At 57.7% G+C, this 25894-nt stretch carries 24 protein-coding genes and 4 pseudogenes; 5 read left to right on the top strand and 23 right to left on the bottom strand.

The window, feature by feature from the left end; translation table 11 throughout:
• Positions 1 to 399, top strand: a pseudogene (locus AC4NMM_RS05895) (restriction endonuclease); the annotation flags it as partial.
• 13 nt (positions 400 to 412) lie between these two features.
• Here the strand turns inward: AC4NMM_RS05895 and AC4NMM_RS05890 are convergent.
• The gene (locus tag AC4NMM_RS05890) at positions 413 to 988 is read right to left on the bottom strand and encodes a hypothetical protein (RefSeq protein ID WP_491923800.1); all 576 of its coding nucleotides are present in this window, start codon (positions 986 to 988) and stop codon (positions 413 to 415) included.
• On the opposite strand from AC4NMM_RS05890, the pseudogene AC4NMM_RS05885 reads away from it, so the two are divergent.
• Positions 925 to 1659, top strand: a pseudogene (locus AC4NMM_RS05885) (arsenic resistance protein); the annotation flags it as partial. The gene AC4NMM_RS05890 and the pseudogene AC4NMM_RS05885 overlap by 64 nt on opposite strands.
• A gap of 43 nt (positions 1660 to 1702) precedes the next feature.
• On the opposite strand, the pseudogene AC4NMM_RS05880 reads toward AC4NMM_RS05885, so the two are convergent.
• Positions 1703 to 1861: pseudogene (locus tag AC4NMM_RS05880) on the bottom strand (IS5/IS1182 family transposase); the annotation flags it as partial.
• Positions 1862 to 1969: 108 nt separating this feature from the next.
• On the opposite strand from AC4NMM_RS05880, the gene AC4NMM_RS05875 reads away from it, so the two are divergent.
• Both AC4NMM_RS05875 and AC4NMM_RS05870 read left to right on the top strand, forming a co-directional pair.
• Positions 1970 to 3568 (top strand): globin-coupled sensor protein, encoded by a 1599-nt coding sequence (locus AC4NMM_RS05875; RefSeq protein WP_491923799.1) that lies wholly within the window; start codon positions 1970 to 1972, stop codon positions 3566 to 3568.
• On the top strand, positions 3565 to 3828 hold the full coding sequence (locus AC4NMM_RS05870) for an MTH865 family protein (RefSeq protein ID WP_491923798.1): 264 nt from the start codon (positions 3565 to 3567) through the stop codon (positions 3826 to 3828). The genes AC4NMM_RS05875 and AC4NMM_RS05870 overlap by 4 nt, the downstream gene beginning before the upstream one ends.
• A gap of 135 nt (positions 3829 to 3963) precedes the next feature.
• Here AC4NMM_RS05870 and AC4NMM_RS05865 read toward each other — a convergent pair.
• The 6 genes and pseudogenes from AC4NMM_RS05865 to AC4NMM_RS05840 form a co-directional block, all read right to left on the bottom strand.
• A pseudogene (locus tag AC4NMM_RS05865) lies at positions 3964 to 4152 on the bottom strand (hypothetical protein); the annotation flags it as partial.
• Between the two features lie 202 nt (positions 4153 to 4354).
• A complete protein-coding gene (locus AC4NMM_RS05860; RefSeq protein ID WP_491923797.1) occupies positions 4355 to 5917 on the bottom strand; it encodes an ATP-binding protein in 1563 nt (520 codons plus the stop codon).
• A gap of 121 nt (positions 5918 to 6038) precedes the next feature.
• Entirely contained in the window at positions 6039 to 6434 is a 396-nt protein-coding gene (locus tag AC4NMM_RS05855; protein ID WP_491923796.1) for a DUF7567 family protein, read from the bottom strand.
• A gap of 71 nt (positions 6435 to 6505) precedes the next feature.
• Entirely contained in the window at positions 6506 to 6871 is a 366-nt protein-coding gene (locus tag AC4NMM_RS05850) for a DUF7568 family protein (protein ID WP_204749951.1), read from the bottom strand.
• A 3-nt stretch (positions 6872 to 6874) separates the two neighbouring features.
• Positions 6875 to 7366 carry a DUF7995 family protein gene (locus AC4NMM_RS05845; protein ID WP_204749985.1) on the bottom strand — a complete coding sequence of 164 codons (492 nt, stop codon included), beginning with the start codon at positions 7364 to 7366 and terminating at the stop codon, positions 6875 to 6877.
• A gap of 104 nt (positions 7367 to 7470) precedes the next feature.
• On the bottom strand, positions 7471 to 7887 hold the full coding sequence (locus AC4NMM_RS05840; protein WP_204749952.1) for a DUF8025 family protein: 417 nt from the start codon (positions 7885 to 7887) through the stop codon (positions 7471 to 7473).
• Between the two features lie 169 nt (positions 7888 to 8056).
• Here AC4NMM_RS05840 and AC4NMM_RS05835 point away from each other — a divergent pair, with 169 nt between their 5' ends.
• Entirely contained in the window at positions 8057 to 12961 is a 4905-nt protein-coding gene (locus AC4NMM_RS05835) for a sacsin N-terminal ATP-binding-like domain-containing protein (protein ID WP_491923795.1), read from the top strand.
• 146 nt (positions 12962 to 13107) lie between these two features.
• On the opposite strand, the gene AC4NMM_RS05830 is transcribed toward AC4NMM_RS05835, so the two are convergent.
• From AC4NMM_RS05830 to AC4NMM_RS05760, 15 genes are all read right to left on the bottom strand, one after another.
• On the bottom strand, positions 13108 to 13770 hold the full coding sequence (locus AC4NMM_RS05830) for a DUF6735 family protein (protein WP_491923794.1): 663 nt from the start codon (positions 13768 to 13770) through the stop codon (positions 13108 to 13110).
• 67 nt (positions 13771 to 13837) lie between these two features.
• On the bottom strand, positions 13838 to 14218 hold the full coding sequence (locus AC4NMM_RS05825) for a hypothetical protein (RefSeq protein WP_491923793.1): 381 nt from the start codon (positions 14216 to 14218) through the stop codon (positions 13838 to 13840).
• Positions 14219 to 14310: 92 nt separating this feature from the next.
• On the bottom strand, positions 14311 to 14499 hold the full coding sequence (locus tag AC4NMM_RS05820) for a DUF8012 family protein (RefSeq protein ID WP_491923792.1): 189 nt from the start codon (positions 14497 to 14499) through the stop codon (positions 14311 to 14313).
• A gap of 132 nt (positions 14500 to 14631) precedes the next feature.
• Complete coding sequence (locus AC4NMM_RS05815) at positions 14632 to 15513, bottom strand: biosurfactant protein 1 (protein WP_491923803.1); 882 nt, start codon at positions 15511 to 15513, stop codon at positions 14632 to 14634.
• A 94-nt stretch (positions 15514 to 15607) separates the two neighbouring features.
• Positions 15608 to 16534, bottom strand: a complete 927-nt coding sequence (locus tag AC4NMM_RS05810; RefSeq protein WP_491923791.1) for a transcription initiation factor IIB — start codon at positions 16532 to 16534, stop codon at positions 15608 to 15610.
• 189 nt (positions 16535 to 16723) lie between these two features.
• Positions 16724 to 17632: a nucleotidyltransferase domain-containing protein gene (locus tag AC4NMM_RS05805; protein WP_491923790.1), complete on the bottom strand. Its 909-nt coding sequence runs from the start codon at positions 17630 to 17632 to the stop codon at positions 16724 to 16726.
• A 79-nt stretch (positions 17633 to 17711) separates the two neighbouring features.
• The gene (locus AC4NMM_RS05800; RefSeq protein ID WP_491923789.1) at positions 17712 to 18251 is read right to left on the bottom strand and encodes a hypothetical protein; all 540 of its coding nucleotides are present in this window, start codon (positions 18249 to 18251) and stop codon (positions 17712 to 17714) included.
• Between the two features lie 296 nt (positions 18252 to 18547).
• Positions 18548 to 19369: an IS5 family transposase gene (locus AC4NMM_RS05795; RefSeq protein WP_491923788.1), complete on the bottom strand. Its 822-nt coding sequence runs from the start codon at positions 19367 to 19369 to the stop codon at positions 18548 to 18550.
• A 52-nt stretch (positions 19370 to 19421) separates the two neighbouring features.
• Positions 19422 to 20066: an SLATT domain-containing protein gene (locus tag AC4NMM_RS05790; protein WP_491923787.1), complete on the bottom strand. Its 645-nt coding sequence runs from the start codon at positions 20064 to 20066 to the stop codon at positions 19422 to 19424.
• A gap of 23 nt (positions 20067 to 20089) precedes the next feature.
• Positions 20090 to 21175, bottom strand: coding sequence for a CBASS oligonucleotide cyclase (locus AC4NMM_RS05785; RefSeq protein WP_491923786.1), 1086 nt, complete (start codon positions 21173 to 21175; stop codon positions 20090 to 20092).
• A complete protein-coding gene (locus tag AC4NMM_RS05780) occupies positions 21175 to 22020 on the bottom strand; it encodes a hypothetical protein (RefSeq protein WP_491923785.1) in 846 nt (281 codons plus the stop codon). The genes AC4NMM_RS05785 and AC4NMM_RS05780 overlap by 1 nt, the downstream gene beginning before the upstream one ends.
• Positions 22021 to 22028: 8 nt before the next feature.
• Complete coding sequence (locus AC4NMM_RS05775) at positions 22029 to 22742, bottom strand: hypothetical protein (RefSeq protein ID WP_491923784.1); 714 nt, start codon at positions 22740 to 22742, stop codon at positions 22029 to 22031.
• Complete coding sequence (locus tag AC4NMM_RS05770; protein WP_491923783.1) at positions 22735 to 23847, bottom strand: winged helix DNA-binding protein; 1113 nt, start codon at positions 23845 to 23847, stop codon at positions 22735 to 22737. Before AC4NMM_RS05770 ends, AC4NMM_RS05775 begins: the two co-directional genes overlap by 8 nt.
• Before the next feature lie 261 nt (positions 23848 to 24108).
• The gene (locus tag AC4NMM_RS05765; protein WP_491923782.1) at positions 24109 to 24975 is read right to left on the bottom strand and encodes a DNA-binding protein; all 867 of its coding nucleotides are present in this window, start codon (positions 24973 to 24975) and stop codon (positions 24109 to 24111) included.
• Positions 24976 to 25558: 583 nt separating this feature from the next.
• Positions 25559 to 25819, bottom strand: a complete 261-nt coding sequence (locus AC4NMM_RS05760; protein WP_017342075.1) for a HalOD1 output domain-containing protein — start codon at positions 25817 to 25819, stop codon at positions 25559 to 25561.
• Between the last annotated feature and the right edge of the window lie 75 nt (positions 25820 to 25894).

The following is a 25894-nucleotide window of genomic DNA, read 5'->3' as shown; positions in this document are numbered from 1 at the left end:
GACATCCAGGAATACACCTATCCCTACGAGTACTACGCGGCAGGCCCGTCACGGGTGACCGCCGAGGACGGCATTCATCAGTGTGTCCACTGTGACACGACCGGCGGTGACGGGACGTACACCTACTGCCCGAACTGCGGGGCCATCGCCTGCTCCAGTCACATCAAAACGGAGCGGCTGGAAGGTGAGCCGATCTGTACGGGCTGTGCGGTGACGGAACGGTTCGCGCTGAAGACGAAGTACTTCTACGACGACCAGAACCTCGAGGCGTTCCGCGAGGAGTACGCCGCGATGCCGCTTCACGAGAAGGCGATGGAGAACAAGTGGCTGGCCGGGGGAAGCGTTGTCGCGACGCTGCTACTTATCGTCGGACTCCTCGTCATCGGCGGCATCATCTGAGCGGGTAAGGTGTTCACGCCGGCTCAGCGACCATCTCTTCGAGCGCGTGCTCAAGCGGGCCATGGAACTGCCAGCTAGCCCGATCGAAGGCCTCGTCTGTCGGCCCATCCCAGCGCGGGAACGCAGAGTGACCACTCACCTTGACGGTCCACTCGGAGGGGTCCTCGAACGGGTTCCGGGTTGGGAGTTCGAGGACGTAGAGGTACTCTTCGTCGCCGTGGATGCTGTCGGCCCGATTCTCGACACCGTGTCCGAGCAGGAACAGCGGCTGGTTGAGGTGCTCCATATTGTCCGGCTCGAGGAGATCCGCTGGCTGGGCCGCGTCGATCGTTCGTTCTGGGTTGCCATCGAGGTAAAGGCCGACCGTCGAGAGCTTGTCGAGGAACACGAGAACTGCCACCGTGTAACCCGGTCCCCGCTCGGCACCGGTCGCATCGAGAAGACCCTTCAGCTGATGGAGATCGCGAAGTACGCTCGCCGGGTAGCCGTCTGAATGTCGGTACACCTGTGCGACGCGATCGGTGCCGCCATCTGTTTCATCAGTCTGTTCGACTCGTTGGACGAATCGGAGTTGGCTCCGTGTCGACATCGATACTTCCCGGCGCGTGTGCGCCGGCACCCATCGCCGGCGGTGACGTCGAACAGATCACGGCCGCGACGCCGGCGCTGATGCTCATCCAGCTGTTGTTGCTCCCGCTGTATCTCTGGTTGTTCATGGGCCAGCAGGTCGCCGAGTTCATCGAGGCCGGACCGTTCATCGAGCCGTTTATCGTAATTATCGCGCTGCCGCTGACCCTCGCAGGGGCGACTGAGTACTGGGCAGAGCGCTCCGAACGCGGCGCTCAGTGGCAGGATACGATGGGCTGGCTGCCGGTTCCGATGATGGGGGCGACGCTGTTTGTCGTGATCGCCTCCCAACTGCCGCGCGTGTAGGATTCGATCGGACAGATTGCCTCGGCTGTCCCTGTCTACGTGGCGTTCTTGGTCATTATGCCACTGTTCGGCCGATTCGTAGCGGGAGTGCTCTGGAAGGAGGCAGGCGAGAGTCGGGCGCTCGTGTTCCCTTCTGTCACGCGGAATTCGCTGGTCATTCTTCCGCTGGCACTCGCGCTGCCGTCGGGCTATGCGCTCGCACCAGCCGTCGTCGTCACCCAGACGCTCGTCGGACTGACGGGGACGGTCGCCCTCACACGAGTCGCCCCGGCGTGGTTAGTGCCGGAGTCGCCCAACCCACTTCTTGATCTTGAGCAAGGTGACTGAGCGACGCTCCTTCGATCCAGACTAGGTACTTCGGTCAGCGGAGTTCGTGGTCTCGTGTTCGCCCCGGCAGAGACGGGGCGAACACGTCGAATTCGTCGAGAAACTCGAAGGATAGATGCTCAAACAGGGCGAGCGTCTCTGTCTCCACGATATTGAAGAACGACTCTACCGAAGGATCATCTTGCAGGGTCGTTAAGGCCATACCATCTCAGCATCCCCTCTGCTCTTTGGTGTGCTAATCGTTCTATGGCACTCTCCAAAATGATAATTGATGCCAATCGTTTTTATGATAGTTCTTAGCCAACAACATATGGCCAAACGGCAGTCTTCGGACGCGTACAGAGTTGATGAACAGGATAGGCGGAACGTGAGTGGGAAGCGGCTTACAGAGCAGATCGGGATTGATAGCCGCGAAATTGAGTGGCGAAAGGACTTCACCCAGTTCGATTCAGATGATGTCGAGCGGCTGAATGATATGGCTCCGTTAATTAACGATATCGCTGACGACATTGTCGAGGAGTTTTACGCGCATCTACAGAACTACTCGGAGTCGATAGCGATCCTCGACTCGTCGACGAAGTCGGTCGAGGCGTTAAAACGAAGCCAAAGTGAGTATCTTAAAGATCTCGGACGAGGGCAGTACGATCAGTCGTACTTCGACGGCCGAGCTAGAATCGGAAAGATCCACGACATGCTCGACTTGGGCCCGAAAGTGTACTTTGGGGCGTATTCAATCTATTATGAGGGCATTTTTGAGGCTATCGCCGAGGACGTCAAGCGACGGACAGTCCAGACCGACGGCGCCGTTGCTGCCCGCGACGGGACGACAGTCCGCCATGATAACGACTCGACACCATCCACAGACTCTGACGGCACCGAGCAACTAACCTCGGTGGAGGAAGCGGTTGACGAAACTATCGAGAGAGCGCTGTCGGCACTCAAAATCATCAATCTCGATCAGCAAGTCGCGATGGATACGTACATCCATTCGTATAGCTCTCAAATCGAATCCGAATTGGAGCGGCAACGATCGGTTGCTGATAACGTCAACACCTCTATCGATGAACTGCGCGACTCAACGAACCAGGTCGCAATTAGCACCCAGGAGATCACCGATGTCGCGACCGAACAACTCAATAATATGGAACAGGTCGCCAGTGAGGTGTCTAACCTGAGTGCGACTGTCGAAGAGGTCGCCTCAACCGCCGACGAGGTGGCAACGACAAGCGCCGAAGCTGAATCCCACGCAACCGATGGCCGAGAATCGGCTGAAGAGGCTATGGACACTATGGAGGAAGTCGCCGCCGCAACCAAATCTGTCGCCCAAGACGTTGATCGACTTCAAAAGCGCATCAACGAGATCGACGAAATCGTTGAGATCATCGACGACATCGCCGATCAAACGAACCTGCTTGCGCTGAACGCGTCCATCGAAGCTGCGCGGGCGGGCGATGCCGGCTCTGGCTTCGCGGTCGTTGCGGATGAGGTGAAGTCCTTGGCAGAGGAGTCTCAGGAGCAAGCCAGCCAGATCGAAGAAACTGTCAGCACTATCCAAGCCGATACTCGAGAAACTGTAACGAGTTTGAATGAGGTAACCGACCAAGTTGATGACGGCGTCGAAAGCGTCGACTCTGCAATGGACAATTTTAGAGAAATCGCCGACGCCGTCACGGACGCTGCCCAAGGGGTCGACGAGGTCGCCAGAGCAACCGATGACCAAGCGGCGAGTACCGAAGAGGTCTCGCAGATGGTTGATGACACACTTGATCAGTCTCGTAAAGTCAGTGAGGAAATCGCCGACGTCGCAGCAACCAACGAACGTCAGGCGGAGCGTGTCGAAGAGATCTCTGTCACCGTTGGAGATCTTGTCGAAAATGGAATGGACACGCGAACGGGTGAAAACCGATGAGTGTCCATTCACTGCGTGAGCAATTTGAGGCTGTATTTAGTCGAGCGACGTATCCACTTGCGTCGCCGTTCGAGCTGATTCCCGCGCTGCCGGACGGGCCAGAAACTGTGTTTGAAGCCAACGGCGTCCGAGTTCCGGCAACCGATCTCGGCTTGGTCCACGGCCACCATCTCACGTTTCCCTACCAGTCAGTGGACGCGTTGGTCGAGGATGTTATGGCAGCATTGCGGGCAGATGCCGTTCTCCCAGTCAAGGACTGAACCCACCCCGACAGTTGGCCAGCCCCACAAGATGCTGGTTTCTCTGTTTGGATGCGGCTTGGCTACAAACGGGGTTTTCAGTGACCCTGTGGTACAGTTACGGTATCGTAGTCGCGAGTCATTGACCACGACTGAAGTCGTGGGCTTTTCGAGGAACACGAATGTCGCTGCTGTGTATCTCGGTCCGCGCTCGGCGCGAGTCGCACCGAGAAGTTCCTTTAGCTGGGAGAGATCCCGCAAAACGCTACCTGGGTAACCGTCTGAATGCCGGTATACCTGTGCGACGCGCTCGGCGTCGCCATCCGTTCCACTGGGCTGTTCGATTCGTTGGACGAATCAGAGCTGACTTCGTGTTGACATCGATCACTATCGGCACGAGTGTGCCGGCACCCATCGCCGGTACAGAAAACTACACTACGATGTTCGAGATTGAAACTCGATGCTTAGGCAGTACGGTGTGTTTGGAGCTTCTTTGGACGCTACTTGCGATTACATAATTTCCGGGCGAAACATCTTCAGTAGACCGTCACTGCACGTCTTCCGCTGCTGGTGTCGGGAGCCGAATTTCAATTGTCGTTCCGCCGTTGGATTCGATGACTTCAATCTCCCCATCTAAGGTCGTGATAATCCAATAACTCAACCACAGCCCAAGTCCCTGCCCATGGACGAGTGGTGTCTCCAGACCGGACTGTAAAACACCTCGTTCCGTATCCGGAAGCCCTGGACCGTTATCGCTCACTCGGCAGGTGATGTGAACATCGGATACATCCACATCAATCTCGACGGACGCGGGCTCACTCCCATATTTGACAGCGTTGTCGATGAGTTCAAATAGCGCCACTTCAACGCGTGGAAGCGTCTCCGCAATCGCTTCGTCTGGCGCGTCAACTGAAATTGAGACGTCTGGGTATCGGGTTTCACACTCCGTGACGATCCGATCGACCAGTGGAATGATGTCTGTCGACTCTAACTCGGGGGAGACCTCACGGTTATCCTCGATCTTCTGCGCCGCTTCGGTCAAATCGAGTAACCGTGTCGCAGCTGCTCTGATCACCGTCGCTTTCTTCGCACTGTCCGCATCCAGCTCCTCCGCGAGCATATCTGCCCACCCGCGAACAACAGACATCTCGTTTCGCACGTTGTGCCGAAGGACACGGTTGATAACGCTGATGAGCCCTTCTCGCTGGCGTCGATCACTCGCATCACGTACCATCACTTGTATCCCAACGATATCGTCCGCGGAGCGTGCTGCGTCCGGCACACTCACATCGTAAATCGGAACGCCGCGAATGTCCGTATAGATGATCTCTCCTGATTTTGTTTCAAGAGGGAAATCCCGCGCTTCGGCCGACTCTCCGTTCAGTATCCGGGAGAGGTTCTCCCACGCCCACTCCGTCGTCTGTGCATCGGGATGGGCGACCGTTATCGGTTGTCCTTCCAGTTCAGTTGGGGCATATCCTAAGAGGTCCCGGGCGCTTTCGGACGCATACGTGAACGTTCCATCCGTACCGAACCGGAAGACGGAGTCGAAATTGGCCTCAATGACGGCTCGGTAGATCTCTTGCTGCTTGTCCAATCGCCTTTCACGCTGTGAGAGCTCCCCTTTGTAGTTTCGTCGTTCGATGGCTTGGCCACAGAGTCTGCCAACCAGTTCGACGAAGAACCGCTCCTCGTCGACAAAGGTGTCCTCCCGTGGCTCGGTATCGGCGAAGCACACAGTCCCATACACCTCGCCGTCGACGAGGATTTTCGCACCAATATACGCTCCTAGGCCGAATGTCTGAACAGCAGTATCGGAGATCTCTGCGGATGCAGTTGCATCCTCGATCGCGACCTGGCTATCGATTTCGATGGTCCGCCGACAGTAGGCCTCATCGAGCGGGCAGCTCTCACCTGGTTGTATCAGTGGGTGCTCTCCGGTCGCCTGAAGTATCTTCTGCGTCCCATCTGAGATGCGTGTGAAAAACCCGATCGAGAGGCCGAGATACTCCGTCCCGATGTCGAGGGCCTGCTCGATCTGGTTCTCGAGCGCTTTGTTTGGATCAGCGAATATCTCGTAGATTTGGTTCCGATACGAAACAGCCCCCATAGGCGGAATTCCACAGTCTACTTGTATGAAGGTTTGGTCAGAACATTTCTACGGTGGTTCTGAATAGGCTCTTTCGTCCCCTGTGTCTAAGAGACGCAATGGGTCCAACACCAACTGACCATTACGCGAGATGTGACCCCTCATCTGGCTCCTCGACGTCGTCGAACTCGCCTCGATCGACTGGCTGCCATTCAACATCTGGCTCTGGACTCCACCAGTCGACCTTGTAGGCGCCCGGTGCGCCGAGGATCTTCACGTGCGCCGACCCATCAGGCAGGTCGCGGCGCAGTTTCTCGTCGACGTGGAGGTTCCAAGTCGTGGTAGAATCGAAGCAGGCGAGCACGGCCTCCTCGTAGCCGCGCGTCTCTCGGGATTCCTGGAGTTCGACCTGGGTGTTGCAGTTCTTGCAGAACACCCCCTCGAAGGGGATGAGAGTGAAGACCTCCTGCCCGCAGACGGGGCACCAGAGGAATTCGAACAATGCCTCACTGTGTCGGTCAAGTACTTCGAGAGTCATTGGTTGACTACCCGGTCGTACCGGGCCACCACCTCGTGCCGGCCGAAAAACAGCGCCCAGCGCTCACTCACTCACCGTTCGGCACCGTAGACGATGTGTGAGGGGGCTTCGTATCCACAGTCGGGGCAGTCGTACCACCGCTGGATTTTCGCCCCGTCTGCTGCCTTCTCGCCGACGCGAACGTCGTCGTTGGGACACTCCGGACAGCGGAGGGCCGGAGCCGGCCGCTCCCGGAGTTCGTCACGGAACGGCGTCGCGTCCTTCGTCTCGTATCCCCGCGACCACACCGGGTAGCCGTCGACGAGGATTGCCCCGCGCCACTTGTACCGGTAGGAGTCCGGAGTTCGATGCAGGACAGCTCGCGCACTGGTCTCGGTGTTCCGATACGCGAGCGTTGGCGATCGGCTCTCGCGTCGCCAATTAGTGATGGGAGGCATTATTCAGAAGTGGACGTCAGCGGGTACGATCCAGAGCTCTTCACTCTCCTCGAGGAGTCGATCCAGCTGTCCACGGTGACGAATGCCGGTTCCGTGTTCGGTGTACAGGAAGACCGTCGGGCCATCGTACGCACCGACCTTGTGGAAGGCGTGCCGGGCGAGGTCCTCGTCACGCATGATCTCCTCGTCGGAGAGCTCCTCGATGGCCTCTTTCACCCGGTCGAGATTCCGCTCGAATTCCTTCTTCGTCGCCTCCCAGCCACGCTCGAGCAGGTCTTCGCCGTCATCAGAGTCGACAGGGGCTGCAGTCGGCAACTCACCCCATCGCGCCTTCCCCGCAACGGACGTGTCCTCCTCGTCGAAGGTCACATAGTAATCGAAGACGGCGCCGGCGTGTGGGTCCGCGCCGACCAGGCGGTCGAACACTGACTTTCCGGTGGCCAGGGCGTCGTCGTGCGTCGATGCCTCTACCAGAGCGTAAATCACCATGTGCATCTCGAACACCTCGAAACACCGACGCACCGGGTGTCGTTGCTCGCTCCAGCTGCGCCGGCACCCATCGCCGGCGCTCGAAAAACTCTCCTCGTGACGGCGGATTCTCAGGATTCGTCCGCTCGTTCGACAGTGATGGTCAGGTCGCCCGACGCGTAGTCTGCCTCGAAGTCGACCAGGAACGCGTCCGCCTCGTAGGCGGCGTGGTAGGCGCGGTGCCGTTCGAGTGAGCCAGTCGCCTTGAAGTGGAAGAACGCGGCCGCCGTGTAGGGCTTGCTCTGTGTTTCGACCTGCGACTCGACGGATGCGGGGAGCGCGATCTGGGGCGTCGCCGTGTCGATACTCGCAGCGAACTCTTTCGCTTCCTCGACAGTTGCTTGCGAATGCGCCGGTGTCTCGCCGGTGAGCACGTTCACCGGGGTTTCCGTCTCATCGGTGAACAGGACGTCTTCGAACGTGTGTGTTCCGAGAATCGCCTCGGAATCCAACTCGCAGTCGTGAAACGGGTCGTCGTCTGAGGTCATCGAATCACGAGCCTATGGCGGGGCTCACCCATTCCGACCCCTGAAAAACAGCTCCTGTGAATGGTGCCTGAAAACGGTTCTTCTGCAATCTGCACTCAAATGATGCCTCTTGATTGCCGGTTCGCTAGTGCCTCAACGTTATGCGTGTGACGTGTTTGAATGGGGGATAATGGCAGAACAACGGGCTATCACTAATCTGCAGGATATACGAGAAACGAAGCTGGGAACGTATGCGAATGAACCGCCGTTGGTGAGTAAGGACTTCAAACTGGAGGCGGCGGACAGTGCAGACTATAGTCGACGGTTTGTGTTCGAACTCTTGCAGAATGCGGATGACGAGATGCCGGAAGACAGCGACAAGCCACGAAAGGTTCGATTCGAACTGCGCGGAGACAGTCTGCTTGTTGCCAACACTGGGCGGCCATTCGATGCTGCGGATCTGGATGCAATTACGACGCTCACCCAGACAACGAAAGGTGACGAAGGTGATGAAGCCACTATCGGGCACAAGGGGAGGGGTTTTACGTCGATTCTGGATATCACATCGAACCCGGCGATTTTTTCGCAGAATGGTGGCGGGCTGCTTGCTGCCGAGTTCGACCGGGAAAAGACACGTGACGTAATCGAGAAGAAACTGCGTAAGGAGGGCGTCGAGACCGACGGAGAGATTGACAACGTCCCGCTGATGTCGATTCCGTTCCCAAGTGAACCCGGTACTCGCGTGTCGGAACTACTCAAAACGGGATATTCGACGGTGTTTCGACTACCGCTCAAAGACGAGAATCAAGAACGGATCTTCGAGACGATTGAGTCGACGTTCAAGGAGCAGGTCACGCGAGAGACTGTTGCGTTGCTTCCGAAAACGGATCGTGTCGAGTTCGCCGTCGGTAACCGTCAACGTGTCTGGGAGAAGACTCGGCGGGACTGGCGAGGAAAGACTGCAGCATCCGTTATCGGGATCGAACGACGTGGTGATCTTGATCCGGACACTCCTGAAGAGATCTCGGAAGAACTCATCTCATTCGCCCGCGAGTACGATGTTCCGGATCGGTCGTTTGCAGGAATCGACTCGGCTATTCTCGACGATATCGGTAAATTACGGTTGAGTGTCGCGTTCAGACTCGAGGATGACGACAATACATCTCTTAGACCGTTGTTTGTCGGCGACGACGCGAATGAGCGCCCGTTCGTCCACGTTTTCTTGCCGACCGAGGAGCGAAGCCCTATTCCCGCGCTGCTGAATGGGACATTCCAGGTGAGCACCTCTCGAAGAAGTCTAAATATGCCGACAAACCCGGAAACTGGTGCCGTCATGGGGTTGAATGGCTGGCTGTTCCAGCGGGTGGCCGACCTCCTCGCCGCCGACGTCCTATCCTTCGTAAAAGAGACCGATACGGCGCTCGACGAGTTCCTCCGGACGATCGACTTTACGGCAGTAAACGCCGACGAGACGACGCGGACAAACCCGGTGAACCGTTGCTTTGTGGAGGCACTTCAGGATGCCTTCGAAGGAGTGGCCTTTGTTCCTCGGTTAGAACAAGTGGCGTCTGGCGCTTCGACGTCCGACGCTGATCGGCGGCCACTTTCTGAAATTGTTCTTCCATACACGCATCCGGACGCAGCACGAGTCGGTCCTCTTACGGCGATGGTGTACGGGCAGGACCGTTTTGAGCTGGTGAACGATGAGGCTGAAATAGGAGGCTGGTTCCCCGCAACACCACTGCTCGAACACGATGTCGCTGCGATCCTTGAAGAGCTGGGGGCAACTCGACTCAGGCCTCATCACACCCCCGCTGTTCTCGGTGCCGCTCCGGACGAAAATGCCATTCTTCAGTATCGAGACGCGCCTGAGCAACTTACAGTCGACCCTATCGTGTTCGCGCTGGCGGAAACGTGGCTAACGCTTACTGATAGTACGGATAAGCGACGGCTCGCTGAGGCTGCTCGGGCGGAAGCGGTGTTCCCGGTCGGCGATCCTTTGGTTGGAACGCACGGCGAGTACTACAAACACGAGCCGACGCCGGAGTCGGTCGAATGCTTCTTCCCACCACAACAGAGTGTCCCGACGGATGCACTCTCGGGAATTCGTCTGTTCCCGAATGAACTCTATTACACGGAGGGCTCTCAACAGGCCGATTCGGATGCTCGGACTGAGCTCCTTGACGGTGGGGAGTACGAGAACGTTCTGGATGCACTTTGGGACATCAACGACTTCGGGTTCCAGGATATTGCCGAAAAGGGTGTATTCCCACTCCTCCCGGGGCCATCATCCGGCGACGTCGACGACAGCCCACTACGTGACCCCGAGGTACTCGAGTTCGTCCAGCGATTGGCGACGAGCAGCACGACTGGGAAACCGCCAGCCTCCCCAAAGGAGCCGCTACCGTACACGTACCGCAGCAACGACCCTTACTACGACTTATGTATGCTTCCGGTCCCAACGGCGGATGGTGAGTGGGCGCGTGCCTATGAGGTATACTTCGGTGCGAGCTGGCAGCGTAACAAGCCCACTGCGGGCCGAGTAGAGCAACTCCTCCAGACGGCAGGGGTATCGCCACCGGTGCTGGCACCGCCGAGGGAATTCGGGCTAGACGATTCTGACGACTGGTCGAAGTGGCGTGAGTTCTTCCAGTGGATCGGGGTCTGCGAGCATATTCGTATCACACCGTTCTTCCATCCCACCCAGTCACACCGCTACAGCGCCACGGAACACATCGATCCTGGGTCTAATTCCACGCTTGATCCGGAGAGCCAGTTCAGTCCAAGTACGCTCTCCGAAGGCGACCTCGATACGTACCTGACGAAGCTGGAGTCTGCTGCATACGAGGCGGTGAGCGAAGATGACGGGGAGCGACCGTACATCTGGCAAGTCAACGGACTAGAGTACGATCACGCACTACTCGAGGCAGGGAAGGATCCGGAGTTCGGCAAACTGCTGATGGGGCACCTGTACACATGGTGGGGGAAGATCTCGGAGCACGCGGACGCAACCGTAGCGCTCTATTCCAACAACCGACTCCGGTATCAGACGACCTACCTGTTCGATCAGGATGAGATTGAAGGTGTCCTACCGAATCTCTGGCTCTGGCAGCTCCAGCGTGCCCCCTGGTTGCCGAGTACGCTCGGGCAAGTCCCCCCTGAGGACGCATGGTTACTCAACGACAGGGACTTACAGCGATACTCGGTTGACATCGGCGACAGTCGACATCCGATCTTACCGACGCTTCGCCGAGAGGTGTATGGGGAACTAGCTGAGAATGCTCCTGATTTACTCGATGCACTATCGATTCGGCGGCGTGTTGAGACGCGGACGCTCACGCCATGTGACGCCAGAACGGTTGCAGAACGAATCAGATCAGTCTTCACGGAAATGGAGAACGAGACTGATCCTAGCGCATATTATCTCTCTGAAATCGAAGCGGCGTATAGCAATCTGAGCGAGGACTTGCCGCCACTTGACAACCAAGGTCAGATCCAGTCTTCAGGGTGGGAGCCGACTGAAACCGGCCTCGATTCAGTGCCTGTCCCCTGTATGGCCGGTGATGAGATACAGTTCCACGAGGCTTCAGCGACATACTTTACGCGGAGTCACGAGGAAGCATTACGGTTTGAGGGACTGGCGATTCCTATCTTCGCGTTAACTCGCGAGGATACGCCGGCGATCGGTAAGCACTTCGGGATGATCGACTTGGTCGAGGCCGTTAAGGAGACGCCGCAGATCGACGAGGAACGCATTGCGGTGACAGAGCGATTCCGAGAGGAATGGCTGGACGTGGCGGCGCCATACGTACTTTGTCGGTTAAAAGCGACGCGGAGCAGCCAACAGGAGGACGCAGGTGGACTGTCCCGGTTCGTCGACCAAATAGTCCTTGTCGGCTCTCTGAAGGTCAGTTATGAGCTTCGGGATAGTCCGAAAGCGGATCCTTTGACGCGGCCGGCGGAGTACTTCATCGAGCGGGACGATCACGGGAATCGGACGCGAGTGTACGTCGTTGCGGACAGCTCCGATCCGGTTCGAGACGCCCCGGTGGAATCGATATCGAAAGCATTCGCAGAGTATCACGGCCTGGGGAGCTGGGAGTCGCTGTACGTACTCCTGCAACAAGCGCCCGACAGAGGAGCGATGCAATCGCAACTGAAGGCGGCTGGCGCGCCAGCTAGCCGGAGAGAGCTTGAGGCCAGGCGGGCAGCGTACGAGGGACGAGCAGAACAACGTCAAATTGAAACAGTCGCCAGCGCCGGATTCGACGGTGAGCAGATCACGACGGGTAGAAATGAGTCGACCACTACTGGGTCTACGAACTCGGACGAACCTTCATCCGAGTCCTCGGACTCTGGTACCACGGTTCGGGATGGGTCACGAGTACCGTCAGCTCAACAGCTGACCGGAATTGGCGACAGTTCCACGCTCTCGGTTGGGAACACGGATACGGGTGGCAGTTCACACTCGGAAGCATCTGGGAACACTAGTGGTGGAGGTTCCAAAGCATCCTCGTCGCGACAGACCAAGGTGACGGCGAACTATATCGACAAAGTCGATGAGTTTGGGATGGAGGCAACGTACCACGCTGAACTTCAGCGTCTTCGCGAAGAGGGCTGTCCGGAGCCAGAAAAGTACGTCCACGACGTACACACGCGTGACCTCTACCTCGAAGCGAGGAATGACGACATCGCCGGCCCAGTTCTGGAATCATTGGAGGAGCGGGGCGTGATATCCAAGCCATATCCAGGATTCGATTTCTTGGTGGTAGCTCGAGACACCAGCGAGCCAGAACGGTGTATCGAGCTAAAATCGTCTGGATCGAACACGCGGCGGCCGTCGATCAGCTGGAACGAGTGGAAGTCGGCACGAAACGAAAACCTCCGAGAAGCATACTATCTATACGTCGCAGTGGAGCTTGAATCCGGAAAGAGCGGCGATGCGAGACTGATTCAGGTCCCGAACCCGTTCTCAACGCTCGATTCGCGCGAGCGAACCGTTCGGTCACAGAGTAGGGAGGTTCAAGTGAAGCTTTCCGAGTTCCATCCGGAAGAACAAGAGGTTGTTGAGCGTGCAATTCACTGGGAGGAGTGACGCTCAGATACACTATATAAGGTAGAATTACACCATCTCGCCCCGCTTTTGTATAGGACAAGTCCCCCCAGCGCTAAGGTAGCGGTCGAGAGTAGCAATCACCTGTAAACAGGTGAGGAGAGCTGTTCTGCCCTCTAGCAAATTTTCTACGACTTGCCGAGATTGGCTTTTTCGAAGGGAGATTCACCAGTCGGAATGAGCAGCTCCTGTCGGTCTCCGACCCGCTCAGCGAGCTTCCGCTTCAGGTACTGTCTCGCCGCCGACGGCGTGAAGACACCCTTGTCGATCATGTCGCCGACGACGTCTTTGAGGGCCGCGAACTGGCCCTGCAGGTGGCCATCGCCGACCGGCTCGCCGTCGTACCAGCGCACCGTCGCGAGCGCGCCATTCCCGACCGTCTCACACTGTTCGACTGTCTTCGACTCGTACTGCAGGCCGAACCACAGCGTCCGATAGGCGGTCACTTCGAACGTCGTCGACACTACGAAGAACGCCTCGTGGTGGAGGTAGTCGAGATGGTCAGCGACGATCTCGTCGAGGGTGAGCGCGGTGGCGCGGGGCTTCGGTTCGACAATGGTCGACGGTCGATCCTCGCCGGCGAGGTAGCCGTCGACCGCATCTGCCTCGAGGCCATCGGCCAGCTCTGCGAGGAGCTGTTTCGCCCATTTGGAGTCGGTGTCGTCGCCACCGAACGGCGACTCAGCCGAGATTCGGTGCTTGAGCTTCAGGTTCGCTGCGCCCCAATGGCTGTAGTGGAGCGTGTACTGTCCGTCCGTGCGTTCGTACGCAACAAGTGCGCGATGTCCCATCGAGCAATCACCTCACAGGGCGACCGCGACTGGATCGCCCCGCACCCCTCCCGGGGGACGAACAACGCTACTCGTCGATCGGGTCGAGGGAACTGAGGTCCGCGTGGAGGACTTCGCCATCTCGTACGACGTACCGCTTGGCCAGGACTGGGAAGCGGCAGTTGGTGAACCCCGCCGTCTGGATATCGAACTCTTCGTCGGCTTCGAGGTGGTTGGCGAGTTCTCGCAGGAATTCGTGGGTCACGATGCCGCCCTCGTAGTCTGGGAGGCCGTTCTCCCGCGCCTCGTACACCTCAAAGTTGTCGTACCCCCAGATGGTGAGCTCTCCGTCTTCGGTCACCTCCCAGTCGAGCGTCCCGAAGCAGTAGCTCTCACAGAGCTCGCGGACTGCCTGCGGATCCGATACGATCGCGCCAGTCGACGTCGTCGCAGCTTGTAGTGTCGCCATGTCTGGACTTCACGGGGTCGCCCCCGCACCCCTTGTCGGGGGCGATAAACCGACGCAAGTGGTGCCTCCCGAGGGGTGGCCGACGACTCTTGTTAGGAGTCTGCGTGGGCGTCCGCCCCGGCTCCATCGTCCGGCCTCGTGAGAAGGCTCACCTCTTCCAGGAGCTCTCTCGCGGTCTCGACTCGCTCTCGATCCGCGTCGTCCAATCGGTCGACGTCTAGTCGGTTGAGATTGCTGAGTATACGATGCATCCGGTAGCCCTGTTTGAACTCTTGCTCCATCGGAAGCGCCTCACTGCTCGCCGGCGCGGAAAGACTCCTCATCGCGACTGGCGTCGGGCTTGCAGGAGCTCGCGGCCTTAACCAACGAACCTCGACCTTACTCGCAGGGTGTTGGTTAACCGACGCCTGGCCCTACTCGAGAATGGGGCCGTAGCGAGCCGAGCCACACACCCGGCACTCCCAGATCGGTTGCCCCGTCCACGCCGCATCCGGGACCGACTCGTGGGTCTTGAACCGATGGTCGGTCGCCCGTCCACAGGTTTGACAGTCGAGTTCCTGCGTCGTCGGTACCGACGACGCCTGGCGATCAGCCGCAGCTTCACCAGTAGATTCGGTCAGCGCCATCGCTGGAACCAGCCATACCGCATCGTCGGCGTCGTCGAGGACAGCGTCGAGACGCGACGCGTCGCGGATGCCGTCCCCACGCTGGTCGTAGAGCCGCGTCGGGGCCTGCTCCTGACGTTCCGACGATCCCTGCCCGAGGCATCCAGCGCGGTCACGGGCGGCACTGAGAAGCCGCTCTCCCTCCGCTGACGACACCTGTACCGCGTCGGGGAGTGAGGGCCATTGTTCGACCAGCTGGCGCGCCGGTGCTTCGTCGAGATCGTAGATGAGGGTGTAGTCGTCGACGGCCGGCTCCGCCTCGTTGGCGGACAGGAGGTTCGCTGCGGCGCCGCCCTTCGCCACGGCGCCGTAGAACGTGGTCGACTCGACGATCAGGTGGACGATACCGAGGAACGTCGTCGACGCTGCCTCGTTCGTGCTGGTGGCGTCACTTCCGAGATGGTTGGTGAGACAGAACCGGCATTTCGTCTGGCCGTCTGGGACTGCCGCCCCACACGACCGGCACTCGCCGTCGGCGGCCGTCGGCGCATCAGGGTAGCCACCAGCGCTCGTCGCGACGCGTTGCCGCCGGGGGGCACCCTCACACCCGTCGTCCAGCCTCGTGTCCGGAATGTGGGACGCTTCGCCGGTCGGCCGCAGTTCCTCAAAGTCGGAGTAACGACCGTGCATAGAGTAGTCTACAGAGAACATGGCTCGTCTTCGTGTTTAAATTGTAGCGTGGATAGACCGATGTGCAGTACAGACGGGGAGACAGTGATCTGCGTCAGGCGACCTGTTCCTCCAACGTATCTCGGTGTGCCCGGACAGTCGCCTTCGAGGCGTTCGCCACATCTGCGGCCTCGGATTGCGTCAGCCATCGGCCCTCTTCGCGACCGGCCTTGTAGAGGCAGGCCGCTGCGAACCCGGCCGGATGGACGCCCGTCGTGACGCCGCGCTCTTCGGCCTGTTCCGCGAGGGCTCGGGCCCGCTGTCGGATTTCGTCTGGACACTCGAGGTCCGACGCAAGGCGCGGCACGAACATGCTGGGGGAGACGGGCTCAGCAGGGAGGCCCAGCTCTTCGTTCAGCGTTTTGTAGGCGTTCGTGACCCGTGACTCCGCGACGCGGGCCATCTCACTGACCTCGCCCACCAACCGCGAGAGGCCGTTGCACCGGCAGGCTCCGTAGACGCTGGCCGCGGCGATGGCCTCGATGGATCTGCCCCGAAGCAGATCCTCGTTCTGAGCGCTCCGGAAAAGCTGACACGCCTGGTCACGGACCGAATCGGAGAGTTCCAGGGCACTCGCCAACCGACGCACTTCGCCCAGTCCGTGGGCGAGATTCCGTTCTGCTTTCGACCGCCAGCGACCACGGGTCTGCTCACGGCGCATCCGCGCGAGTCGCCGTCGCTTCTGCCCAGAGATCTCGTTCCCCTTCGCGTCAGTACCGCGACCGATCTCTGTCGACAGGCCGCGATCGTGGCGAGCCGCAGTGAGTGGGGCGCCCGTTCGTTCGCACTCCTCGTCGTCGTATGCCCGCCACTCCGGCCCGTGATCGATGCGCTGTTCGTTGATGACCAGCCCACAGTCCTCGCAGACCGTTTCGACCGCGTTCGTGGTGACCCGGCCGTCGCACTCGGGACACTGGTTAGCGTTCGTTTCCGTTTGGATGTCTTCGTCGAAGCCAGTTTCGTAGATGTCTCTGGTTGCCATCGTTCTCACCGTGTTTCGGGAACTCGCCTAGTACAGCGAGCCCCTCACCCATTGAGGGGATAATAAACTCTCAGAAGAGCTCTTTCACCGGAAACGGGAGAGAATTACGGTGCTATACCTCGTTAACGAGCGAGAGGACCTTCCAAAAGATGGCTTATACAGATTTGAATAAACTGATGGGAGATGGGTTTAGTAGTCGTACCAGTTATTCCATAGATCCACGAGTTGAGCGATGAAACTCACTGCATCAGATGTCGACCACTGGGTTGAGTCGCTACCGAATAAGTTCTGTATCTCATTTTGGCAATCGAACTCTGATAGTTGGGTCTCTACAAGCCAGTTCACGATTTCGACGTATCTCTCTTGGTAGTCGTTCTTGTACTTACCCGACGGAACGTTGTAGAGGAGACATTCAATACAAAATGAGGGTGCGAGTTCAGCCGAGATCTCTCCCTTACTCACAAGATAAGAGCGGGCATTCTTGAATATACGAATAGTCTCTCGATACCGTCCATACACAGATTGATTCATAGCCGCTCCGTTCTCATAGTGAATTTTCGGGTAGCTGACAATCTCTTTATCAGTTGACCTGTCTTGGAAGATAATTCCCTCGTCGTAATCTTGGTCGTATTTACTGTTGAACTGATTGTATCGACGATATTGGAGACACACTACGATGTCGGCAGTAAGGGGCAAGGAATCACTAGCTAAGACCAGCGCCCGATCCTCAACGGTAACAGCACTCCAACCGTAATAGGACCGAAGAGTGCTAACGACATCATCGTGAAAATCATCCAACCCATAGCTCGCACTGGAGTAATTCTCCTTATACTTCGACGTTTGAATGGCTGAAAGTCGAGTCAGATTTCGTCGCCACGTAGAATTCAGCTGTATAACCAGATCAACGTCGCTATCCGCGTAGATGTTAGTCGAATTTTTGTACGACCCTTGAAGATAAACCTCAAAATTCTTCCCTTTCTCCTGTGGAATGGAGTCGTCCGCGGTTAAGACATTCTTCACGCGGTTGTAGGTTTTCATCGCCGAATCGTCAGCCCCAGGATTACTCCAGGTTTCTAACTGTGATGTTGGGATACTCATTTTTGGCTCTGTTGAAGTCCTATCGTTCCAACATTTGTCTCGCTGGAATAGCCGTTAGGTAGGTGTGCGAATGTATCGGCTATTCTCCGCTACGACTGCGCTCGTAGACGTAGCTGAAAACGAGGCTGAGTGGGACGGCTATCCAGACCGTCCACACTACCACTACCAAGATGGTATCGGGGTACAGCTCAAAGAACGCTCCGAGGAACTCGGTGAGCGAGTTCGGCGGGTCAACTCCCCCGTATGGGTTCGAAAACTCGTAGCCGTACACCGGAGCCAGTAGCAACCACAAGCCAGTTCCGGCAAGGTAGTTCCCGGCGACCGTGACCAACGCTGCGACGGCACTGTAGTATGGGACACTCGACGGCAGGGAGCGCCACGTGAGCGCCCCGACCACGAATCCCGTGGCGAGGTACACCGGGGTCGCAGACAGAATCACCCCTGCGGAACCCACCATACCCGAAAGCAGCGTACTCACCGGAGCAAACACGATGCCACCGGCGAGGACACCGGCGGCCATACTGTAGCCGGCCCCGACGTCCTGTCGGTCCCCGAGCGGCAACCGTGTCGGTCCGTATCGACCGTACAGCCGCACCACTCGGTCTAGCCTAGCTACCATGACGCTCTGCACTCGTAACTTGTACTTGAAAGTACTTTTGTCCGCCGGCTGGACTGCATCTCGCTGTCCATCTCCCGGTCTGGGGCAGCATAGGCTACAGGATAGACCAGATAAACGGGCAGAACAGTATGAGACGGGTGTCTGACGCCAGTTTCTGGACGTTCACCGATCTGAGTTATAACCCAAAGGCTGTAAACGCAGATATCAAATGGCGTTGTCATCGATAGGCGGATAATTCTGCTCGCTGCATGATCGAAGCCAACTCGATCGACATATTTCCAGTCTGTATCTAACGTTCAGGGTACCTTGTCGATGTTGTGAGTGAGACAGCCGACAACGAGTTCACGGAACTGCTTCCACCAGCGCCGTGAGCGGATGAATGCCCCGTACTTGCGTTTGAGGCGAGAATTTACGGTCTCGTTCTGACTGCGCTGACCGTAGAGATCGGCGTCCAGTCGAGCGTTCCACGCCTTGCGAAGCGACGAAAATTCTCGATGCTTGATGACCGGACGAACACCGGTTTCACGGGCTAACGCCCGAATCTTCTGGTCGTCATATCCCTTATCCCCAAGAAGAACCGCTACTTCTCCGGTGTTTCGCTTGATCAGCGACGGCGCAATCTGCGAATCGTGTTTTCGCGTGGTCGTCACGTGTAAGTCGATAATTGCGTTCACTTTCGTGTCTACGAGAAGCGTGACTTTCAACTGCTGAATCGTCAACTTTGTTCGCTTCGTGTAGTGCTTTGAGGCGTGACTCCGGTCGAAGCCGGAGGCGTCGATACCAACGACACCGTTGGTCGGGAGGAGTGTGACAGAAAGGTTGAGTAGGACACGCCAAACCGCCATATCAAGCCGATTGAACGCCTTACACAGCGTCGAGGGAGACGGAAGTTCCTCAAGGTCGATGGCACTCCGAATCCGGGGCATCTCGATGAGTTCGTCGAGAAGCGTTCGGTACGTCGTATTCTTCCGAACTTTGAGACACAGCAGAACGATGTGTTGGTGGAGTGTGTACCGGCGTTTCGAGAACTTCGAGGAGTACCGAGCGACAGCTCGCCGAGCCAAGTGATACGCCTGCTCAACAAACCGGAGTAAGCGCGACTTTGGAAGGGCCTGCATTCGGTCAAACTACCGGGCGAACCTGTAACGCTCTGAGGATTTCAACAGAGCCTCATTTTTGCTTGTCGTCTTCCTCTTCGTCGCTGAGTTTGGCTTCTCCAGCAATCCGGTCGGTAACGGAGTCATCCAGATCTCGATTCGGTAGTTTGCCAATTAATTTTGCTTCCCCGGTCAGCCTCTCTTTGGCCTCTTCATGGGTTCCTACTTCATCATAGATGGAATCGTCTAATTCGTCATACCATTTTTCGGTAACATCCGGCATATCCTCATTGAGGTTCCTGCGCCTCGCCGCAAGCTCATGATATCGCTCCTCCATCTCATCCAGACCCGTCCCTTCCTTCGCCAACTCTAGCTTGATGAAATCCCGAAAATCGTCAAATAGACGCTGGTAGGCGTGTGCCGCCCGGTAATAGTTCTCCGCGGTATCTCCCGGATTTGCCATTCGCTGATACCCAGAGATAACTGCCGTAGTGATCGCTAAGGCGATCGGGATAATCGTCGGTAAAGAATCCCAGATCAAAGTAATAGTCAATAGACCTGCAATACCGAAAACCGCCCAATCCGAACGTCGGTTCCATTTAGAGTACCAGTCAGCTCCAACATAGTAGGCTTTGAACGTCCAAAGAACACTATCCGCCTCATTTGCTACTCTCTCACGTAATCGTTCATGTGCTTCGTAATCGAAATCGTCTGTCATAGTCTTCTATCCCGCCAAATACCTCATTTGAAGCTCTCCCCGTGGACCTCTTTCAGCTTCTCCTTAGCATCCTCAGTACGCCCCTCATCTTTCAGCCGCTTCGCCTCCTCAAGCTTCTTTCTCGCCCGCTTCGCCTTCTTCGCGGCCTGACGACGTTCACGCCAACCCATACCACTACTAACCTTCTCATCGTACACAGGCTCCTTCGCACCACCCTTCTTCATCCGACGGGGAAGCGTACGGACAAAGTCACGGGTCACTTCCTCGTGGGAATCAGGGACCTTCTCGCCCCGCCGGGCCTTCTCCTCGAAGTAGTTGTAGACCATCGTCTCCATGTGGTACGACCGGACACCCGAGTCGTTGTTCTCCGACCACTTCTTCATTGTCCGCGTCAAGGCCGACACCTTCCCGTTGTGTTCTTTATCCCTCGCCTCGAACATCTGCTTATACTTACGCGGATTCGTGCCCTGCCACGACTGCCTACCATGCGTGTCGGGAATCGCATACCCGTCACTCGCATCGGTAAATAGGCCAGAGATACCACCGCTTGGGTGATTTGCGTGTGGTACCTCACCGTACCGGAAGGCAGGTGCAACCTCAATGGTCGAATCGTGATATTTCACCTTCACCACATTTTGGTCAACCGTGACCTCCGTCTGCGAGAACCGGGGATCGTTCTGAATACGCCGCTTAATCGACCGCAAACAGTTCTGCGGCCCATTCTTCTGCTCCGTCCACTGCCGGTGCTCTTCTGCCGAGAGGACGATCATCACGTCCGCGTCGGAGTCCTTCTTGAGCGGGCCCGTCATCGTGCCACGTGTGTAGGAACCGATAAGTTGGCTGTCCTCAATCTCCATGTCCTCGCTGAGGATATCGACGATGACGTCCCGCCGATCGGAAATCGTCTTAGCCTGCCGATCAGTAATCTCGGTCTTCTCGGCGTGGTCCTCGTAACTCTCCTCAATCTCATCCTTCTTCGGCTTCTGCTCCTCCACCACGTCGTCGTCCGAGATAGCATCCATCAGGACCTGTCCGGCCCCACCACTATCCTCAGCCTCACGGTCGCTGTGGGAGTACGTTCCGCCGGTGGAGTTGTAGCCGCCACCCATCAGGCCGTCACCTCCTCACTGCGCGACCAGGCCATGATCGGCATCTGTCCCTGCCCGAGTGCACCGTTGATGTTGGCCTCCATCTGTGTGTAGCGTTCCTGCGATTGTTTGTAGGGGATGTCACGGAGCTGGACTTCGTCAATCCAGCGTTGGCCTGCAGCGGCCACGATCTGTGGGGGAAGCTGTTCCAGTCGATGCGTGGCTTGCAGACCGATGAGCATCACTTGGAGATTGGGTGCTTCAGAAACGACAGTTCGCAGATCCTCTTGGAGTTGGTAGAATCCAATGTTCGCCGTAAAGTACTGCGTACCGTAGAACACACAATACCGGGCCCCGAGATACTGGAAGACCTGGTAGCAGAGCCGGCGTTCATGCGGCGTCTCACCTTTCAACAGGGGGATGACTCGGGTTTTAGCGCCGTAGAGATTGCTGGCCATCCAGATCGTTCCTTTGAGGCATTTGAGCACGTGCTTTCGCCGAATCAGCGGGTCGTTTTCCTTGTAAACGGGGTAGTCGCACGGGATGTGAAAGTCCGGTTGGAATTGCTTGATCAACGCGAGTTCGTCGTCCCACCCGAGGTCGGAGAGCAGGCGGTCGTTGATCGTCGTGGTCGTAATGACGGTGATACGCTCTCCGAAATAGGACTCAGCTGTTTCTCCCTTGTTGACTAATGTTTTTACAGCGGTTATCCGAAGGAGTACCGTCAACTGGCGGGGGTGGTCATTGTGGAAGCGATCGTGGGCTTCCTGTCGTTCGATGAGTAAGACAGGCCCAGTTGGTGCTTCGTCTGTCGATACGATGTTGAATCCCTGGTGGTTTTCAGTGGGGATCTGGTGTTGTGTCATTGGTTAGATCACTCTCCGAGGAGCGTAGTCTGGTAATGCGGGTCGATGAACCGGGAGAGGACGTTGTCTGCAACGTACTGTAACGCCTCCACCTGTTCCCGCATGGTCAGCGATTGTTCATACAAGATGACGATGCCGCGTTTATCGAACCCGACCGTGATTTCAGTCCCTTCGTTCGGCAGCTTGACCTTGACTTTGGAGACGGGTTCGCCTTCGTACCGGTCCCAGAAGTCCGTGGCTTTCAGGCTGCGCCGGTCTCGACCTGAGATTTGCTCTGGCTCTGAGGTCTGCGTCGGGTTGAGGTCTGCTTTGACAATGTCCGGCGCCTGTTCGATGATCTGCTGGAGCGTGCTTTCTTCGAAGCTGAGGGTTTCGAGGGAGTAGCCGGGGACGAAATTGGTTTCAAGGAACTCCTGGAGTTCGCTTTCGACTTCCTTGTTACAGTTACCGATGGCAACGAAGTCACCGCCTAGGAACACAACGGGGTGTTTCTCTAGAATCTTCGTTTCGTGTTCACCTCCCAGTGTTTCGTACTTAAACTCCCGTTCAATCGCGTACTCGAACCAGAAGACGTCAGTCGCTACGCTGTCTAACGTCTCCGGAAGTGTTCCCCGGCCCAAGTCCGCGTTTGATTCTCGGGCTGAGAGCTGTGCAACTCGATCCTCGACGTCGTCCGTATCGAGGTCGTCGTGGGGTGTTGGTATCAATTTGTAACTAGGCATGGAATTCGCCCTCCTGTGCAATGCGGCGCTGCACTAAGGGTTTCACCGGGGCAGCCACCCGGTAAAATACGGACCGACCAGACTTCTCTTTCTCTAACAACGAGTCATCGAAGAGATTCTGGAGATGGTACGAGATTGTGGACTTGTCTCGATCTAGGAGTTCGACCAATTCCGAAGGTCGACGTCCCTGCGGATGTCGGGCCAACAGCACATGTTTGAGGATTAGCACCTGTTTTTCCGATAACTCGTAGATACGTTCCGCTGCGCCGTCTAGGTGGAGCGTCTGTGCCGCTGTATCAACTGCACCAACGTCACCAAGTTCCAGGTCGTTGAGAAAGGTCTCTTTTAGTGTTTTCCGGAGAAGTCGGTGGAACAGGCCTGGAATACCAGAACTGTACTCGTAGATACGTTGGTACAGGTCTGTGGATACTTCGATTGGGGCTGTACTGAACGCCTGCATCGTCGCATCCAATGCCGCGACCGTGGTCGGTTCATCCAGCGGTGAAAGCTCCACCACCTGTGAGACCGTGAGCGTGTCGTTGATCTTGTCTTTCACCATATTCCATCGTTCAGGCGTCCATGTCGTGACGACGAACACATCTGCAACGCGGCTACTAATCGTTCCCAGCGAATGCTCAATCCGCTTATCTTCCTCACAATCATCTAATAGGATGATTGCTTTCTCCAAGTCGCTGAGTTCAGCAAGAACACCGTCCCAATATGGCTTGCCCTCCTCAGTATCCTCCTTGAATTGGGCCGCGGAATACTCTCGGGACGGTAATCCGGTTTCTAACTGGTCCAGCATATGCTGGATTGTCGCAAGAAGTTGGGTTTTCCCGATACCGGTTACTCCGACAATGGGGATATGATGAGGTCCCTCTCGTCGAGAGAAAAACCCGAGGAACTCAGCGATCTCCTCAAGCTGAGCGTCGTGGTTGGGCGCGTGTTCCGGTTGCTCCCGGAAATGCCGTGACACGAACTCTTCTGTCACACGGTCGGGGCGAATATTCTGGTCTTGTAGCCAGGCCTCGTAGTTGCTGATATCGCCCTGTTGCCCGCGTGCAAATGCTTCTTCGAATCGATGCTGCTTATCGGAATTAACCATGTATTTCGTACAGTGCCCCTTCTATTCAAACTGTCGTACTCTCCCCAAAGTAATAAAACACTAGGGTCAATAACACGTCTAATCACAACTCCTTCCGCAAACACACCACCTTACAGACCTAATTTCGCACAGTAGGACCGATTCAACCCACGGTTGTGGCTGCGCGCGCAGCGACCGTAGGGAGCGAGCACGGAGCGGAGGGTGGGGCGGCGGGGTCAGGGCCGGTCCGGCGACCACAAAAAAGAAGACTGCGTCAGCTGGCTACTCTTCCCACCACCGGCCGCGCTCCGGGAACTCGATCCTGCTCCAGCCCGTGATGGCGAGACTGCACCGTCCTTGGTACCAATTTTTCTTGACCGCTCTGAACCGGACTGTCTGCCCTTCTCGAACCACCGTCTTTCCGCTCTTCTCCCAAATCGTGAATTTCGTCTGCCCGCTTTCGTCTTCGATGAGTCCGACTTGGGCGATTGCTGGGGAACTAGGATCCCAGAGTTCGCTCACTGTGCCTTCGACCGTCACCTCACCGACCGGGACGTCCGGCACGTCCGCGATGGGCACGATTGCCCCCGGCGCCGCCTTCAGTTCCTCGAGCGTCTCCAGCACCGCCTTCGGGACGTCCCGCCCGCGCTGCACCTTCTCGGCCAACTGCTTCGCGACGACTGCTCTCGACCAGCCGCCTTTCACTTCGTCGCTGATCCGCATCGCCTGCTCGTTGACCTCCGCGAGTTCGTCTTGCGTCAGCTTCTCCCGGGGATCCGTGCGCTCCACCGACGCCGGCTCGTCACGGCCACACAGCTCGCTGACGACTTCTTGCGTGCGCTGCTCCCGGCCCTCCTGCGTTCCCAGCTCGGCCTGGGCACTGATGCGCTCCAGTTCGGCTTCCCGCGCCCGAATACGCTCCTCCTGTTCGAGGGTGACACCGTGAATCCGGTCCTCGCTCGTGTCCGCGATCCCGTCCGGGTGGTTCGCATCCACCTTCGCCTGCGTCTCCTGCTCGACCGCGGCCTCGAACTCCGGCGTCTCGTCGACGACCGGGAAGCCGTCTTCATCGACCGCCTGACCGCCCGCTTTTTCGAATGCCTGTTCATCGACCGAAACGACCTTTCCGCTAGCGTTGTTACTAGACATTGGAATCACACCAGATTCCGAAGGCGCTCACGCGCCGACTCCGCGATGCTCCTACATCGCGGTTTTCCGACGATAACGACCGACAGAACCATCTGCGCGCTCTCGCTCGCGCCTTCGCGAGCGCCCTACCGGGCGCGAGCGAGAGCGCGCCATAGGGAGGCCACCCAACCAGCACCGCGCGCCGACCCGCCCGGAGCGAGCGGCCAGCGGAGTAAGCGTGGGGGGTGAGCAGCCACGCCGCGCAACCCCTCGCGCTTACCCGCTGGCGTCGAGACCAGATTCACTTTAGCCCGGAACGGGCGCGGGCGGTGCGGAGAGCGCCCGCACGCCCGGAATGGTCGGTCGCGAGCGACGCGGAGGGCGGCAGCGGCGAGCGGGGCGGGCCGTCACGTAGACACCTGCCCAGCCGATCACGTCGCTGGGTGGGCCATCGACACTCCTGGCGGACTCAGAAAGGGCGAGGCCGTCTCGGCCATCCCCCGACCCCGCAAGCACCGCGGGGACGAGGCGCGCAGCGGCGGTCGCGGGACGTCGAGCGGCCGAGGGCTTTCAGGAACGATCCCTATCTCGGACCCGCACGTCGTTATTCGCCGACGGACTGCGATTCGTCCTCGACGATGACGTCCACACCGTCCGGTGATACATCGAGTGGGATCCCCTCGACAGTGAACTGAACGGTGATGTTCTCATCGGCGGAGGCGATCACCTGTTCGAGCGCATCGGGGTCGACGTAATCGTGGAGCTGGTAGGAATCGTCCTCGAGTCCACACGTCTCCAGCGTCTCAATTATCTCGACGAGAAGGTCATTCGGTCCGCCCGAACTGTCCGATGGAGGGGAATGCATCTGAACGCTCGGGGGTTAGGGTGGCAGGCGTTTAAAACGTTAGGAGTCAACCACAGAAGCGCAGCGCTTTGATAC

It is taken from the genome of Halorubrum sp. SD41, assembly GCF_058630335.1.
This window is presented reverse-complemented; position numbering and strand designations above follow the sequence as displayed.